This window comes from Roseovarius gahaiensis, from assembly GCF_011601345.1.
Classification (GTDB): domain Bacteria; phylum Pseudomonadota; class Alphaproteobacteria; order Rhodobacterales; family Rhodobacteraceae; genus Roseovarius; species Roseovarius gahaiensis.
In genome coordinates this window covers 1-14,196 of record NZ_JAAORB010000056.1, presented here as the reverse complement: position 1 = coordinate 14,196, position 14,196 = coordinate 1, and the positions used below count along the sequence as shown (strand labels likewise).

At 57.4% G+C, this 14,196-nt stretch carries 13 protein-coding genes; 2 read left to right on the top strand and 11 right to left on the bottom strand.

Annotation, left to right across the window (positions count from 1 at the left end; all coding sequences use genetic code 11):
* Nucleotides 1-156: 156 nt before the first annotated feature.
* A complete protein-coding gene (folD, locus tag HAT86_RS15905) occupies nucleotides 157-1,059 on the top strand; it encodes a bifunctional methylenetetrahydrofolate dehydrogenase/methenyltetrahydrofolate cyclohydrolase FolD (protein ID WP_167200156.1) in 903 nt (300 codons plus the stop codon).
* A gap of 52 nt (nucleotides 1,060-1,111) precedes the next feature.
* Here the strand turns inward: folD and HAT86_RS15900 are convergent, their stop codons facing one another.
* On the bottom strand, nucleotides 1,112-1,534 hold the full coding sequence (locus HAT86_RS15900) for a PaaI family thioesterase (RefSeq protein ID WP_167200154.1): 423 nt from the start codon (nucleotides 1,532-1,534) through the stop codon (nucleotides 1,112-1,114).
* 118 nt (nucleotides 1,535-1,652) lie between these two features.
* On the opposite strand from HAT86_RS15900, the gene HAT86_RS15895 reads away from it, so the two are divergent.
* On the top strand, nucleotides 1,653-2,504 hold the full coding sequence (locus HAT86_RS15895) for a LytTR family DNA-binding domain-containing protein (protein WP_167200152.1): 852 nt from the start codon (nucleotides 1,653-1,655) through the stop codon (nucleotides 2,502-2,504).
* On the opposite strand, the gene pdeM is transcribed toward HAT86_RS15895, so the two are convergent.
* From pdeM to HAT86_RS15845, 10 genes are all read right to left on the bottom strand, one after another.
* Nucleotides 2,501-3,175: a ligase-associated DNA damage response endonuclease PdeM gene (gene pdeM, locus HAT86_RS15890; RefSeq protein ID WP_167200150.1), complete on the bottom strand. Its 675-nt coding sequence runs from the start codon at nucleotides 3,173-3,175 to the stop codon at nucleotides 2,501-2,503. The genes HAT86_RS15895 and pdeM overlap by 4 nt on opposite strands.
* 38 nt (nucleotides 3,176-3,213) lie before the next feature.
* Nucleotides 3,214-5,628, bottom strand: a complete 2,415-nt coding sequence (locus HAT86_RS15885) for a ligase-associated DNA damage response DEXH box helicase (protein WP_167200160.1) — start codon at nucleotides 5,626-5,628, stop codon at nucleotides 3,214-3,216.
* 101 nt (nucleotides 5,629-5,729) lie between these two features.
* The gene (locus tag HAT86_RS15880; protein ID WP_167200148.1) at nucleotides 5,730-7,040 is read right to left on the bottom strand and encodes an ATPase; all 1,311 of its coding nucleotides are present in this window, start codon (nucleotides 7,038-7,040) and stop codon (nucleotides 5,730-5,732) included.
* A 131-nt stretch (nucleotides 7,041-7,171) separates the two neighbouring features.
* Entirely contained in the window at nucleotides 7,172-7,672 is a 501-nt protein-coding gene (locus HAT86_RS15875; RefSeq protein WP_196780635.1) for a prepilin peptidase, read from the bottom strand.
* Nucleotides 7,673-7,685: 13 nt separating this feature from the next.
* Entirely contained in the window at nucleotides 7,686-8,543 is an 858-nt protein-coding gene (locus HAT86_RS15870; RefSeq protein WP_167200147.1) for a tetratricopeptide repeat protein, read from the bottom strand.
* Between the two features lie 26 nt (nucleotides 8,544-8,569).
* Entirely contained in the window at nucleotides 8,570-9,127 is a 558-nt protein-coding gene (locus HAT86_RS15865; RefSeq protein WP_167200145.1) for a tetratricopeptide repeat protein, read from the bottom strand.
* A gap of 12 nt (nucleotides 9,128-9,139) precedes the next feature.
* Nucleotides 9,140-10,126, bottom strand: a complete 987-nt coding sequence (locus HAT86_RS15860; protein ID WP_167200143.1) for a type II secretion system F family protein — start codon at nucleotides 10,124-10,126, stop codon at nucleotides 9,140-9,142.
* A 13-nt stretch (nucleotides 10,127-10,139) separates the two neighbouring features.
* Nucleotides 10,140-11,108: a type II secretion system F family protein gene (locus HAT86_RS15855; RefSeq protein ID WP_167200142.1), complete on the bottom strand. Its 969-nt coding sequence runs from the start codon at nucleotides 11,106-11,108 to the stop codon at nucleotides 10,140-10,142.
* A gap of 5 nt (nucleotides 11,109-11,113) precedes the next feature.
* On the bottom strand, nucleotides 11,114-12,595 hold the full coding sequence (locus HAT86_RS15850; protein WP_167200140.1) for a CpaF family protein: 1,482 nt from the start codon (nucleotides 12,593-12,595) through the stop codon (nucleotides 11,114-11,116).
* An 18-nt stretch (nucleotides 12,596-12,613) separates the two neighbouring features.
* A complete protein-coding gene (locus tag HAT86_RS15845; RefSeq protein ID WP_167200138.1) occupies nucleotides 12,614-13,846 on the bottom strand; it encodes an AAA family ATPase in 1,233 nt (410 codons plus the stop codon).
* Between the last annotated feature and the right edge of the window lie 350 nt (nucleotides 13,847-14,196).

The following is a 14,196-nucleotide window of genomic DNA, read 5'->3' as shown; positions in this document are numbered from 1 at the left end:
CCAGGCCTGCCCCGCGTCCCCTCGGCGGAAAACATCCGCCTCAACGACGACGGCCAGGTCGAAGGCTTGTTCTGAACTCTGAATTTGAACTTCTGCGCCCCGCCGGGCTGGGCGGGGCGCATATCCGTGTTTGACCCAATTGGGAAAGGAAAACCGATGACGGCACAGATCATCGACGGCAAGGCATTCGCAGCCACGGTGCGCGACAAGGTGGCAGGCCATGTGGCACGCCTGAAAGAAAACCATGGCATTACCCCCGGCTTGGCCGTGGTTTTGGTGGGCGAAGATCCGGCAAGCCAGGTTTATGTGCGCTCGAAGGGCAAGCAGACTGTCGAGGTCGGCATGAATTCTTTCGAACATAAGCTTGAGATCGACACATCCGAGGGGGACTTGCTGGCGCTGATCGAGAAATTGAACGCTGATCCTGCCGTGCATGGTATCTTGGTGCAATTGCCGTTGCCCGGCCATCTGGACGAGGATTTGGTGATCAACGCGATCGACCCGGCCAAGGATGTGGATGGGTTCCATATTTCGAATGTGGGGCTTTTGGGGACGGGGCAGAAATCCATGGTGCCCTGCACGCCGCTTGGCTGCCTGATGATGCTGCGTGACCATCACGGTAGCTTGTCAGGGCTGAATGCGGTGGTGATTGGCCGCTCGAACATCGTGGGCAAACCGATGGCGCAGCTTTTGCTGGGCGATAGCTGCACCGTGACCATCGCGCATAGCCGCACCAAGGATATCCAAGAGGTCTGCCGCCGCGCCGATATCGTGGTGGCCGCCGTGGGCCGCCGAGAAATGGTGACGGGCGACTGGATCAAACCGGGCGCCACGGTGATCGACGTGGGCATCAACCGCATCGACGCGCCGGAAAAAGGCGAAGGCAAAACCCGTCTGGTCGGCGATTGCGACTACGGTAGCTGTGCCGAAGTGGCCGGTGCCATCACCCCTGTGCCCGGCGGCGTCGGGCCGATGACCATCGCTTGCCTTCTGGCGAACACACTGACCGCGTGTTGCCGCGCAAATGCGCTTGAAGAACCCGAGGGTCTGACCGCGTGAACAGGTGTTAAAAGACGAACAGAGAAAAACCCGGGCGTGACGCTCGGGTTTTTTATTTTGGGGCGAGCGGCACCATTGTGCCTGTGAGCATGGCAACATGCACCTCTTTGGCGTCGGTGCGGGCATAGACATCTGCCTGAACGATCACCAAGCGCCGCCCCGGTTTGATCACTTGACCGCGCGCGATCAAAACCTCGCCGCGACCCGGCGCAAGCAGGTGGATTTTCATTTCCGATGTCAGAACTTCATGATCTGGCGGCATCACTGACAGCGCGGCGTACCCGGCGGCGCTGTCACCAATCGCAAAGGTCAAACCCGCATGGGCAAACCCGTGTTGCTGCTGGCTGCCGGGCAGGATCGGGGCCTGAATTTCAACGATGCCTTCAGAAACATGTGTTAAACATGCGCCAAGCGTTTCCATCATGCTTTGGGCCTGAAAACTGGCTTTGATTGTCTCTGCGCGATGGTCTGACATATGTGCTGGGGTATCTTTGGTTATTTCGTCTTGTCGCCACCACTCTAGGTGCAATTGTGTGGGGTGTGAATACTTGGAACTCGCGTCAAAGGCGCTACAACTTTTCTTGGGGTTTAGGATGAATGCAGGGGTCGTGTCGAAACTGGGTAAAATCAGGGCTGTTTTTGCCCAAACCTACGCTACGATTTTTTCACCGCTGACATTTTTCATCTGGGCCATTTCAATTGTGCTGGCGACCACCGCTGGTCCGTTCGGGTCTTATGAGGCGATGCACTGGCCCTTGCGCCTGACATACTGGTTGCTGATCGTGACCATGGGTATCGTCTTTGGCTACGCTGTGCGGGCTTTGGCGGTGATTGTCGTGGGGTTTGCGCGGCCTGTGCTCTTTGACATCTTCGCGTCAGTGACCATGGGCCTGACATTCGGGCCGGTGGTCTGGATGATCCGAAAAGCGTTTCAGCCTGCGAATATTGATTTTCCGGTGCAGCTCCCGGATGTCATGTTGAACACGTTCCTGATATCAGTGGCCGTTTTTGTTGTGCGCCGTCAAATATGCCAGACCGAGCCGGGGGCTTATCTTCTGAACGACGGTGGTTTTGTCGGGTCTGCTCAGGATAAGCCGCGCTTGTTGCGCAGGCTTTCAGAAGATCAACGCGGCCAAGTGTTGAGGTTGACGGCCAAGGATCATTACGTCGACATTGTCAGCGATAAAGGCACGGCGACGATACGAATGCGTCTGGCGGATGCAATCGATGAAATGGAGCCGGTCGAAGGATATTGCGTCCACAGGTCGCATTGGGTCGCCCGAACAGGTATCGTCGGTGTCGAGCGCGAAAATCCACATAAGCTGTTCGTGGTCTTGTCCAACGGCGATAGGGTTCCTTTGAGCCGCAAATACCGTCCGAGTTTGGAAAAGGCGGGTATCATCGCACCACCGCAGAAAACCTCGGCAGAGGTTGTAAAAGGCTAGGGGCCCGGCTGGCGCGGCATCGGCACAGGCAGCGGTTGTGATCCGGTCAGGACCGCAAGGGCCTTGTGCCGCATGAGATCTGACAAGACGCTGCTATGCGAAGACAGCCCGCCGGTATATGTGCCATAGGCTGGCAGAATGATCCTGTCGCTGTCGATCAAAAAGGCAGGCCGGGTGACTGTTTGCCCCCGCGCTCGGACCGAAACCTTGGGGTGGTAATGCCCCGAAATTTCACCGGTTTGATCTGCCTGTGCGATATGGCGAAACGTCAGCGAGGCAAGGGTGAACTCCGCTAGGTGCATGCCGCCTAAATCCAACGGTCCGGGGTCGTGATTGCCTTCGATCCAGACCCACCTGCGCCCGGCTTGCAGGGTTTTGACCCAAAGTTTTTCGTTCTCTTGCAGGGCCTCGGCGGCGGCGCGGTCGTCGAAACTGTCCCCAAGGCATATGACTGTTGTGGCCTCGGTCGCCGTAAGGTCGGCCTCCAGCCGCGACAGCGTATCGCGTGTTTCGTATGGGGGCAGCGGGGCTGCGCCTTGACGTGCGCGCCGTTCGGATTTTCCAAGGTGCAGGTCTGAGACGCATAGCAGGTGGTGATCGGGTAGAAATAGCGCCCCCGATCCCAAGGCCATCAGCGAATGGCCAGCGAACGTGAATTGATAGCCTGTCATTGGGCGTGCTTGGCCTGCTGACACTGCAAATGCAAGGGTCAGGTGTCCAGCCCGGCGGCGACCATCAGCTTGTGCGCCTCTTCTTCCAAAAGTCGGTTTTGCGCGGCACCTTGAACCGGTGTGCGCCCGGCCTCTAGAAAAAGGGGCGCCGCAAGCGGGGTCACGCGTGGCAGCCGTAAAAGGCTTTTTTGTCCGCGACTGCGCGCCAGCATGTCTTCGATGCGGCCAAAGTCGATCAGGCCGCGCATGGCCTCTTGGCGGGTAATCTCCAACAACAGGTGGTCTGGGTCGTATTTCGCCAGTGTGTCATACAGGATATCTGATGAAAACGTCGCCTGACGCCCGGATTTTCGCGCCTGCGGCGTGTTGCGCTGAATCAGCCCGGCGATGGTGGCGGAAGCGCGAAACGTGCGCTTCATCAAGGCGTTTCCGGCCAGCCAAGTCTCTAGCCCATCGCGCAGGCCTGTTGGGTCGAACAACGCGTCGGCGGTCAAGACGGGTTCAAGCCCCCAAATCAACGTCGCGTAATCCGTGGCGACAAAGCCAAGCGGGGCAAGCCCCAAATCTTCCATGCGTTTGGTCAGCAAAAGGCCAAGGGTTTGTTGCGCGTTGCGCCCGGCAAAGCCGTAAACGCAGATATGCTCGCGCTGGTCATGCGGGAAGCTTTCGATCAGGATGCGGCCCTTGCTGGGCAAATGCGATACCTGTCGTTGTAGGTCTAGCCAATCGCGGGTGTGGCTGGGCAGTTCGGGCCAATCATCTTGTGCCAGCATGGCGAGAATACGATCGGATAGTTGTGTCGATGTGGCAAACTTCGTGCCCATGAAGGTGGCGATTTTGGGGGTGCGCCCGGCGTCGCGGCTGACTTCGACCACCATCTCGCGCAGGGCGTCGAAACGCACGATCCGCCCGCCGATCAAAAAGGTATCGCCGGGCGTCAGCGCGGCGGCAAACCCTTCTTCGATCTCGCCCAACGGCTTGCCGCCACGGGCGCGGCGCATGCGCACCTTCAGCGTGTCGGTGTCTTGGATTGTCCCGATATTCATTCGGATCAGCCGGGCACTGCGCGGATCGCGCAATTGCCACAACCCGTCAGACCGTTTTTGCAGCCGTTGCCATTGGTCATAGGCCCGCAGTGCGTAACCGCCCGTGGCGCAGAATTCCAAGCAGGCGTCAAAGGCATCTTGCGTCAGGGATGTATAAGGCCCGGCCTGCGTGACCTCTTGATATAAACCTGCGGCATCAAACGGGCCGGCGCAGGCCGCAATCAGGATGTGCTGACACAAAACATCCAGCGGCCCCGGCCCGCGCGGATCACCATCAAGATCATGGGCGCGCACGGCCTGAAGCGCGGCGCGGCATTCCACCACTTCAAAACGGTTCGCGGGCACCAGAAGGGCCTTGGACGGCGCGTTATAGCGATGGTTGGCCCGCCCGATACGCTGCACAAGGCGCTTGACGTTCTTTGGTGCGCCGATCTGAATAACAAGATCAACATCGCCCCAGTCAATGCCCAGATCCAGGCTGCCGGTACAGACAATGGCCCGCAAGTCGCCGCGCTGCATGGCCGCCTCGACGCGCTCACGCTGTTGGCGGTCAAGGCTGCCGTGGTGGATGCCGATGGGTAAAGCCTCGTCATTGGCAAGCCAAAGATTGTGGAAAAACAACTCGGCCTGTGCGCGCGTGTTATGGAAGATCAGCGTGGTTTTATGCGCTTTGACATGCTCCAGCACAGCCGGAATGGCATAGGCTGCGCCGCCCCCGGCCCAAGGCGGGGGCGTTTCGGTTTCCAGCATCGCGATATCAGGATCGGGGCCGGGGTCGGCCTGTAGAATGGTGCAGGGGTCGGATGCGCTGCTCATGAAGGAGGCAATGGCCTGCGGGTCTTCGACAGTGGCTGACAAGCCCACGCGGCGCAGGTTGGGGCACAGGCCTTGCAACCGCGAAAGGGCCAACATCAACTGGTCGCCGCGTTTCGACTCGGCCAAGGCGTGGACTTCGTCGATGATCACCCGTTGTAGCCCGGCAAACATGCGCGGGGCATCCTCGTACGAGGTCAGCAAGGCCAGACTTTCAGGCGTGGTCAGCAAGATATGCGGCGGGTCGGCGCGTTGGCGGCGCTTGCGGCTCGACGGCGTGTCGCCGGTGCGGTCCTCGACGCGGATGGGCAGGCCCATTTCGTCAATCGGCGTCATCAGATTGCGCCGGATATCGGCGGCCAATGCCTTGAGTGGTGAGATATAAAGCGTGTGCAGCCCACCGGGCGCGTTTGACTGTAATGACAGCTCAATAAGCGACGGCAAAAAACCCGCCAGCGTCTTGCCCCCACCTGTTGGGGCAATCAGCAAAGTCGTCGGATTGTGCGCGTGATCCAGCATATCGCGCTGATGCGGGTGGATGTGCCACCCGCGAATTGCGAACCAATCGGTGAAAGTTTCGGGCACATCGCACATGCCGGGGATATAACCCAATTTTTGCATAGGTGAATGCGCCGGAAGCAAAAGACATTCCCGCGCGCCGCCCGTCTGCCGGACCAAAGCGGCTCGGGGTGCGGTCAGTGTATGATTGTCTCTTCCTTGACGAACATATTCGCCCATGCCCGATCAATCAGGTCCGGGGTCATCTGATAGGGAATGCCTTCGAATTCGCAGATCGAAATCATCTGATCGATCAAAAACACCGGCTGATAGTTGGCGTAAATATTTTCGATCGTTGGATACTTGACCTTGAGCAGATGGACCAAGGCGGCCTCGTCCAGTGGCATCTGCTTTTTCTTGGCGACCATGGCAAAGATTTTGAGAAAGTTTGCCTGATTTGGCCCGTCAATCTTGATCTTGAAGAAAATCCGCCGCAGCGCAGCTTGGTCAAAAATCTCGTTCGGGTGGAGGTTGGTCGAAAAGATCACCAGCGTGTCAAAGGGCACTTCGAATTTTTCGCCCGATTGCAGCGCCAAGATATCTTTGGATTCTTCCAACGGGACAATCCAACGGTTTACCAGAGTTTGTGGTGGTTCGGCTTGGCGTCCAAGGTCGTCGACAATAAAGATGCCACCGGTGGATTTTAATTGCAGCGGGGCCTGATAGGTGCGCGCCGTGGGGTTGTAGACCAGATCAAGCATCTCAAGGCTCAACTCGCCGCCGGTGATCACAGTGGGCCGTTCGCAGCGCACGTAACGTGTATCAAAGGTGCGTTTGCGGCGCAGGCTGTTTGGATCGTCGGTTTCGACCTCGGCCTTGGCATGCACGATAGGATCGTAAACGGTAATCACCTGACCGGCATATTCAATTGCGCGGGGCACATAGATCTTGTCGCCCATGGCATCACGAATACCGTTGGAAATACTGGATTTCCCGTTGCCGGGCGGGCCATACATCAAGATCGACCGACCCGCCGAAACGGCCGGGCCCAAATGATCCAGCAAGCTATCGGGTAAAACCAGATGACCCATGGCATTGGTCAGTTCATCTCGGGAGATCTGGATGTTGCGGATGGATTGCCGTTTGACCTGTTCGCGGTACACGTCCAAGGGCACCGGCATTGCGCCAAAATATTCCGATTGCGACAGCGCGTCGAGCGCGCGGGATTTACCCGCATCGGTCAACTGATATCCCATTTCACCACCGGAATTGGCGTTGAGCGTGCCGGTCGCCTCAACCAGTTTCTGCTCGCGCGAGATGTCGATCAGTTCTTGTGTGACAGCACGCGGTAGGCAGACGGCCTCGGACAGTTCGCTGGCGGTGTCGATGTTTTTGCGGAACATTGTCTTGATCAGGATGTCGCGCATCATCACGAGGGGTAGCTTCATCTCGGCAAGGCTGCTTGGGGGTGGGGGGGGCTGCACGCCCTGTGTCACTTGCATATTCATTTGAAATTGCCTGCCATCGGTTTGTTTGCATGCTGTCCCGCGACGTGGTCGCATGGATCAGGGATGCCATTCAAACGTGCAGAAATTATGGTGTGTGTCGGGCAGGGCCGGGGCAAACCGCCTATCGGGTGCTACTGGCCGAAGGCTGCGCCAAGCCCAAGATAGATCACCAGACTGCTGCCTAGGGCAAACCCCATCGGGAATTTGTTGCCACTGCTCCAGCTTGCCCAGGTCGGGGCCATGGCGCGCAAGGGCGAATGTTTGACGATGCGGTGCGTGACATAGCACGCCACCATGTTTGTTGCGAAAATCATGCCGATCAGCGCCAAATCCCCGGGATCAATGAAAGGCGCTGCTGCGGCCAGAAACTTGGAATCGCCCGCCCCCATGAGGCCTGCGGCATTTGCCAAGATGCCAATCGTCAGAACGATCAGAAGATACAGCCAACGCCACGGGTAATCCGCCAGCGGCAGGGCGAAAAGGCCGATGAGGGCAAACACGGCGATCAAGGCCAGCACGGACTTGTTGGGGATCTTCATGCTGCGCAAATCGCTCCAGATCACCCACAGGCAGATCGGAGTGACAAAGGGCAGAAACCAAAAGGCCTGCGCAGACGTGATATGGATCGTCATGGCGCTGCGCGGCTCAGTTCGTCACATTGCCTTCAAGCGCGCGCAAACTGCGGACTGCGGCCTCGAAATGCTGGGGATGAGTTTCAATGGAATCGCGCAAAAGACCCTTGCCGATGGTGGTGTCGCCCTGTTTTACGGCTGACAGCCCCATGGTATACAGCAATTGGGCGCGTTCGGTTTGCGTGGTCGGCATGACAGGCAAAGAGTATTTCTTTTGCGCCGCACGGGCCATCACAAGGTTGTTCTTGGCCGTGAACAAAGAATCGTCTTGCCGGATTGCATCGCTGAACAACTGTTCGGCCGCGCCGAAATCCCCGCGCGTTAGTTTGGAATATCCCCAATTGTTCATCACCCCGGCGGGACGGGTTGTGAGGCCAACCGCAGTTTCATAAAAACTGTCGGCCTTTTTCCAGTCTTTTTCGCTGTCGGCGATCATCGCCTCAAGCCGGTAACGCTTGAAGGTTTCAAACGTAGGCGGAATGGTATCAAGCACCGCATCGGCCTTGTCCCACTCATTGTTGCGGATCAGGGCATCGGCGTAATCAACACGATCTTCGTCGGTCGCGTCTTTATGTTCGGTCACCTTTTTCCACGCGCTGACAGCCTCTGTATGGCGTTTGGCCCGGATCAGGGATTTGGCCAGCCCGCGTTGCAAATCCAGCCGGTCGGGTTTTTCCGCCAAGGTGCGTTGAAAATATGAAACGGCTTCGTTCGGGTCCGCAACGCTCAGCATCACGTCGTTGAGATTGCTATCATCTACGACATTCACGCCTTGGAACGCACGGTCAACTTCGTTGCCTTTGGATTGTTCGCATGCGGACAGGGCCATTGCACCTGCGACGAACAGGGAAAGATAGATAGGGTGGCGCATTTTTGCGTCCTTTTACTGCCTTCGCCTCAACCTGATACGCGGCGGATCAGGTAATCGCTGCTGCCACGCCGCACCAGTTTATAGTCTTGTTCTTCGACTTCACCATAATAGGATTTTTCCGATTTTGCGAGTGCCAACCGCAAATTGTCACGAATTGCGTCACTTTCGCCATTGTCAAACGCGTAGGCGCGCCGAAACATTTGCGCGGCTTCGGCGGTTTTACCCTTTTCCATCAGCACAACCCCAAGGTTATTCCAGATTTCAGGGGCGTTTTCGTCTTTGTCGATGGCATCGCGCAGCATACGCTCGGCGGTGCCCAATTGCCCCATACCCAGATGTGCGCTGCCAAGCCCGGCCAGCACCTCGGCGCTCATGCCATCGGTTAGGGCGGCGCGGGAAAACGCATCGACGGCCAGGTCATATTCCCCGGCGGCCATCAGACGGTGCCCGACAAGCATGCCATCCACTGCCTCCCCGCGTTGCGAAAGCCCCGGTGCAAAAGGGGTTTCAGGTGAAGTGTTCTGGCCGCCGCTACAGGCCGCCAGAACAGCGCAGAATGCAACCAAAGCGCCTGCTTTTGTCATTATGCCCCGTAATTAGCCACCGGCCATTGCGAACAGTTCCATGATCCCCAGAACCGACGGGCCGACCAGAATGATCAATAGTGGCGGTACTGTAAGCATCATGGTGGCCAATGTCATCTTGGTTGGCAGCTTGTTTGCTTTTTCCTCGGCGCGCATGACACGTTTGTCACGCATTTCACCCGCATAGACCCGCAAGGCATCGGCGATTGACGTGCCGAAGGTTTGCGATTGGACCAGCACCGTCACGAAGCTTGAGATATCCTGCACACCACAGCGTTCGGCCATATCGTTCAGAACCGAGGGCTTGTCGCGACCGGCTTTGATCTGGTGTGCGACAATCTCGTATTCTTCGGCCAGTGCCGGATAGGACACGGCGATTTCATTTGCGACGCGAATGATCGACTGATCCAGCGATTGACCGGCCTCGACGCAGGTCAGCATCATGTCCAAACTATCGGGAAAGCCATCCGAGATTTCTTCTTGGCGTTGTTGCTGGCGTTTGGTGACCCAGTATTTGGGCAAAATATACCCAACACCCGCCGGACCAAGGATATAGGCCACAGCCTCTTTGGCCGAGCTTTGTTCGCCCGACACGAACAGAAGGTAATAGAGGACGCCAAGTGTCAGCAGGCCAAGCGCCAGGGTCAATTGTGCAAAATAAAAGTAGCGCACGGCATCGCGGCCACGATAACCGGCTTGCACCAGTGTCAGCTTGATTTGTGAAAGTTGCTTGTCGTCCTGCGGTTCAAGGAATGTGGCGTATTTGTCCAGTTTTTGGTTGCGCTGGTTCGTCCGCAGGCGCGGGCCGGTTGTGTTCTTTGAGGCCGCATGACCACGTTGGTCACGCTTTAGTTTTTCAAGTGGATCTTTGGAATCTTTGATCATGATCGGGATCACGATCAGGATCAGAAGAAGACCAAGTGTGCCAACGCCGATAATCGGGCCAAACGGACCAAGGGCGTCCGTCAGACGATCTTGAATTTGTGTTAGGAACTGCATCACGATTTTCCCTTCAGACCTTGATGTCGACAAGCGCACGCATGACGATCAGGTTTGCGATCAGGAACGTTCCCACCACCAGACAGGCCGGAATAAAGAAGGGGTGGTTCATCGCATCATCATAGTAATTTGGATCAATGATCTGAATCCCGATCAGTGCAAGGATCGGGAAGCCTGACAGGAATTTGCCCGACCATTTGGCCTCGGCGGTGATCGCCTTGACGCGGCGGAACAGCCGGAACCGTGCGCGGATCACTTTGGCCAAACCATCCAAAATTTCGGCAAGGTTGCCGCCGGATTGCTGCTGGATCGTGACGGCCACGGCCAGAAAGCGCAGGTCTTGCATGTCCAGACGTTCGGCCATTTCCTTGAGCGCCTCGCCCATGTCGCGGCCATAAGCGGCTTGGTCGGCAATCATGCCGAATTCAGTGGCCAACGGATCGGCCATTTCGCTTGAGACGATACCAATCGCGGATGAGAACGGATGCCCCACCCGCAGGCTGCGCACCATCAGTTCGATGGCGTCTGGCAGTTGCTCTTCCAGCATGTTCATGCGTTTGTTGGCCTTCATGTTGATCCAGACGAACACGCCGCCCACCCCAAAGACAACCGACACAAGCGCGCGCACCGCAAAGCCAGTGGCCGTCCCGATGCTCAGCCCGGCAAACGCCATGACGCTGACGCCGATCATCAGCAGGATCAATTGCTGGGGCGTAAAGGCGATTGCAGCTTTTTGGGCTTTCTCGGACAGGATCGAATAGATCGGAATGTTGCGCGCCTTGAGATGTTGCTCCATCTCTTTGCGCAGCTTTTCCATGACTTCTTCGCGGTTGCCGGTTTTGTCCAGCATCTCAAGCCGGCGGTTGACCCGGTTGTTCAGGCTGATCGAGCGTCCAAAGACGGTCAGGTAAATGCCTTCGACGACGACAAGAACCGCCACGAAGATCATGGCATAGATGATCGGTTCTGCACTGATGGACATCTGTCTTACTCCGCAGCGATGGGTTCATAAATGGTTGACGGCAAGTCATAGCCCCACAGGCGGAACCGCTCGGAGAAGTTGGAGCGCACACCAGTGCCTGTGAAGTGACCGACGATCTTGTTGTCCGGCGTCAGGCCGACCCGTTGATACCGGAATATTTCCTGCATCGAGATAACTTCGCCCTCCATACCGGTGACTTCGGTGATCGACGTCATTCGGCGCGATCCGTCCTGCAAACGCGAGGCCTGCACGATCAGATGCACAGCCGAGGCGATTTGACTGCGCACCGCCTTGAGCGGCATTTCGATACCTGCCATGGCAACCATGTTTTCCAGACGGCTGATGGCATCGCGGGCGTTGTTGGCGTGGATCGTGGTCATTGATCCGTCGTGGCCGGTGTTCATGGCCTGCAACATGTCGATCACTTCTTCGCCACGCGTTTCGCCAACGATGATCCGGTCCGGGCGCATCCGCAGCGCGTTTTTCAAACAGTCGCGCGGGCTGACTTCGCCTTTGCCTTCCACGTTCGGCGGGCGGCTTTCCATCCGTCCGACATGGATTTGTTGCAGTTGAAGTTCCGCCGTGTCCTCGATGGTCAGGATGCGTTCGGCATTGTCGATGAACGATGACAACGCGTTCAACGTTGTCGTTTTGCCCGAGCCGGTCCCGCCTGACACGATAATGTTCAGACGGCAGGCCACAGCCGCCTGAAGGTAAGCTGCCATTTCCTCAGAAAACGCCCCGAACCTGACCAGATCGTCGATCCCCAGCTTGTCCTTTTTGAATTTTCGGATCGACACAAGGCTGCCATCCACTGCCACAGGGGGCACCATGGCGTTAAAGCGCGACCCATCGGCAAGACGGGCATCGACATAAGGATTTGATTCATCAACCCGCCGCCCCACAGCGGAAACGATCTTGTCGATAATCCGCAGCAGGTGGCGTTCGTCCTTGAAGGTGACATCGCTGAGTTCCAGCTTGCCTTCGCGTTCAACGAAAATCTGTTGCGGGCCGTTCACAAGGATATCGTTGACCGTGTCATCTTGCAGCAGGGTTTCAAGCGGCCCAAGGCCGCGGACCTCGTCATACAATTCCTGAGTCAGCGTTGTTCGATCTTCGCGGTTCAAAACGATACTGCGCTCGTCCAGAACTTCGGCGGTGATCGAACTGATCTCGGCCCGCAAATCGGCCTCGCTTGCGTTTTCAAGCGCGGCCAAGTTCAAATTGTCCAGCAACGCCCGGTGCAAATCCAGTTTGATTTCGCCCAACCGCTCTTTGCGCTTGCGTTCCTTGTCGGCACCTTGCGGCACGGCGGCGGCTTTTTGGGCTGGTCTGCGCAAACTGGTCACGGGTGTGGCAGGCGCTGCCGCGCTTTGCACGGGGGCCGTTTTAGGCTGCTCGACCGCGACACGCGCCTTGGCCGCATCGGACTTCTGAACCGAGGGTTTGGGCGCGCCAGCGTTTTGTTTCTTGTAACGTGAGAACATGTTTCGCTACCTTTTGCCTTACGCAGCTTCTGCGTCGCTTTTGCCCAGTTCATGCAGGGAGAATGCCAGCTTGGCGATTTCCTTGCGCAGCGGATTTTTTGCTGCGGAAGATGCCAGCGGCACACCGTGATCCCCGCTTTGCGTGACTTGGCGTCCGCCGTCGGGAAGCTGTAGTTCGATTGCGATTTCCAGACTTTCGGCCAGTCGCTTGACCCGGCTTTTGCCGTTCAAATCGGTGAATTTCGGGGCGCGGTTGAGGCAGAAACGGACTTTTTCCAAAGGCAGGTCTTCTGCGCGCAGCGCCCGCTTGAGGCGAATGGCATTTTGTGCCGAGCGCATGTCCAATTCCAATGTGGTGAAATAGACCTGCGCGTTGTTCAAAACCGTTTCCGTCCACTGAACCAGCGTGGAGGGCATATCAACGATGACATAGTCAAATCTTGCCCGCGCCTGATCCAAAACCCGCTGCACATCTTCAGGGGTGATCATATCAAGTGGCAGGATATCTTGCGGCGCGGTCAGAACCCATAGCTTGTCTTCGAAAGAGGTCAGCGCTTGTCGGAACACCTCTTCGTCCAAAACGTCGGTGTCGCTCCACATTTCATAGACGGGGTCGCGACGGGGCAGGTCAAGATAGGTGGCAACGCTGCCGGTTTGCAGGCCGAAGTCCAGCACGCAAACGCGGGGCGGATCTTTTTTGTCGACCGTTGCCAACTCCCAAGCCAGGTTGACGGCCAAGGTCGAAGCGCCGGTGCCGCCTGCAATCGCCTGCACCGCCAGCAAAACCCCGTCTGCAGGGGTTTCGGTTGAAACAAACGCGGGCTGTTGCGCCGCTTGGTGTTCGCGCTTTTTCAGGCGGTCAATCGCGGCCGCCAGTTCACCTTCGGGCAGGGGGTAGGGCACAAATTCATCCGCGCCTTGGCGCAACAACTGGTGCAATGCCGCGGGGCTGACATCTTCGGCGATCAGGATCACCTTGATCTTTTTGGCTTTGGCCAAGGCGATGATTTCCCCCAGCATGACAAGGTCGTCTTCATCCGCGTCGTCAATCGCAAGTGCGACGAACTCAAGCGTCTGGGCTTCGGGTTGGTTGAAGAATGCCAAAGCCTCGGCAAAGCCGAGGTCGCCCCAGCTTTCGCCCAGAACCGTTTCCATATCTTCGATCAGCAGATCGAAATTCTGCACATCGCGGCTGATCGTGCAGGCCACGATCGGGCTGGGATCTGCTGATGGGTTCGAACTACTCGTCATTTTTCCGTTCCGTTCCTAATTTTGCTGCGCGACCTGATCGGGCTTTGCCGGATCATGGGGTCATTTGCCGGATGCGCAGCCCCCGATTACCAAAGGGATGACTTGCCACTGGCTGACACTCGCCGAAAATCTTGGCAACATTTGGGCTAAAAAGCCGTAATTGTGCGATTTGGCGTAACAAAAAGAAAACCCGCCAAACTGGCGGGTTTTGAGGTGGTCCGGCCGGGGCCGGACAGGGAGATGTGCTATTTAACCTGCGTCATTCGACAATGCCTTCACTTTCCACCTAATGGATCGAAGCCACCGGCTTCCAGCCGGTCCGCTTCAGCGAATCTGTTGTGATCTTCCTC

Excerpts from the sequence above, each read along its gene's own strand:
- folD (WP_167200156.1), top strand. The coding sequence starts at position 157 with ATGACGGCACAGATCATCGACGGCAAGGCATTCGCAGCCACGGTGCGC.
- HAT86_RS15900 (WP_167200154.1), bottom strand. The coding sequence starts at position 1,534 with ATGTCAGACCATCGCGCAGAGACAATCAAAGCCAGTTTTCAGGCCCAA.
- HAT86_RS15895 (WP_167200152.1), top strand. The coding sequence starts at position 1,653 with ATGAATGCAGGGGTCGTGTCGAAACTGGGTAAAATCAGGGCTGTTTTT.
- pdeM (WP_167200150.1), bottom strand. The coding sequence starts at position 3,175 with ATGACAGGCTATCAATTCACGTTCGCTGGCCATTCGCTGATGGCCTTG.
- HAT86_RS15885 (WP_167200160.1), bottom strand. The coding sequence starts at position 5,628 with ATGTGCGATGTGCCCGAAACTTTCACCGATTGGTTCGCAATTCGCGGG.
- HAT86_RS15880 (WP_167200148.1), bottom strand. The coding sequence starts at position 7,040 with ATGAATATGCAAGTGACACAGGGCGTGCAGCCCCCCCCACCCCCAAGC.
- HAT86_RS15875 (WP_196780635.1), bottom strand. The coding sequence starts at position 7,672 with ATGACGATCCATATCACGTCTGCGCAGGCCTTTTGGTTTCTGCCCTTT.
- HAT86_RS15870 (WP_167200147.1), bottom strand. The coding sequence starts at position 8,543 with ATGCGCCACCCTATCTATCTTTCCCTGTTCGTCGCAGGTGCAATGGCC.
- HAT86_RS15865 (WP_167200145.1), bottom strand. The coding sequence starts at position 9,127 with ATGACAAAAGCAGGCGCTTTGGTTGCATTCTGCGCTGTTCTGGCGGCC.
- HAT86_RS15860 (WP_167200143.1), bottom strand. The coding sequence starts at position 10,126 with ATGCAGTTCCTAACACAAATTCAAGATCGTCTGACGGACGCCCTTGGT.
- HAT86_RS15855 (WP_167200142.1), bottom strand. The coding sequence starts at position 11,108 with ATGTCCATCAGTGCAGAACCGATCATCTATGCCATGATCTTCGTGGCG.
- HAT86_RS15850 (WP_167200140.1), bottom strand. The coding sequence starts at position 12,595 with ATGTTCTCACGTTACAAGAAACAAAACGCTGGCGCGCCCAAACCCTCG.
- HAT86_RS15845 (WP_167200138.1), bottom strand. The coding sequence starts at position 13,846 with ATGACGAGTAGTTCGAACCCATCAGCAGATCCCAGCCCGATCGTGGCC.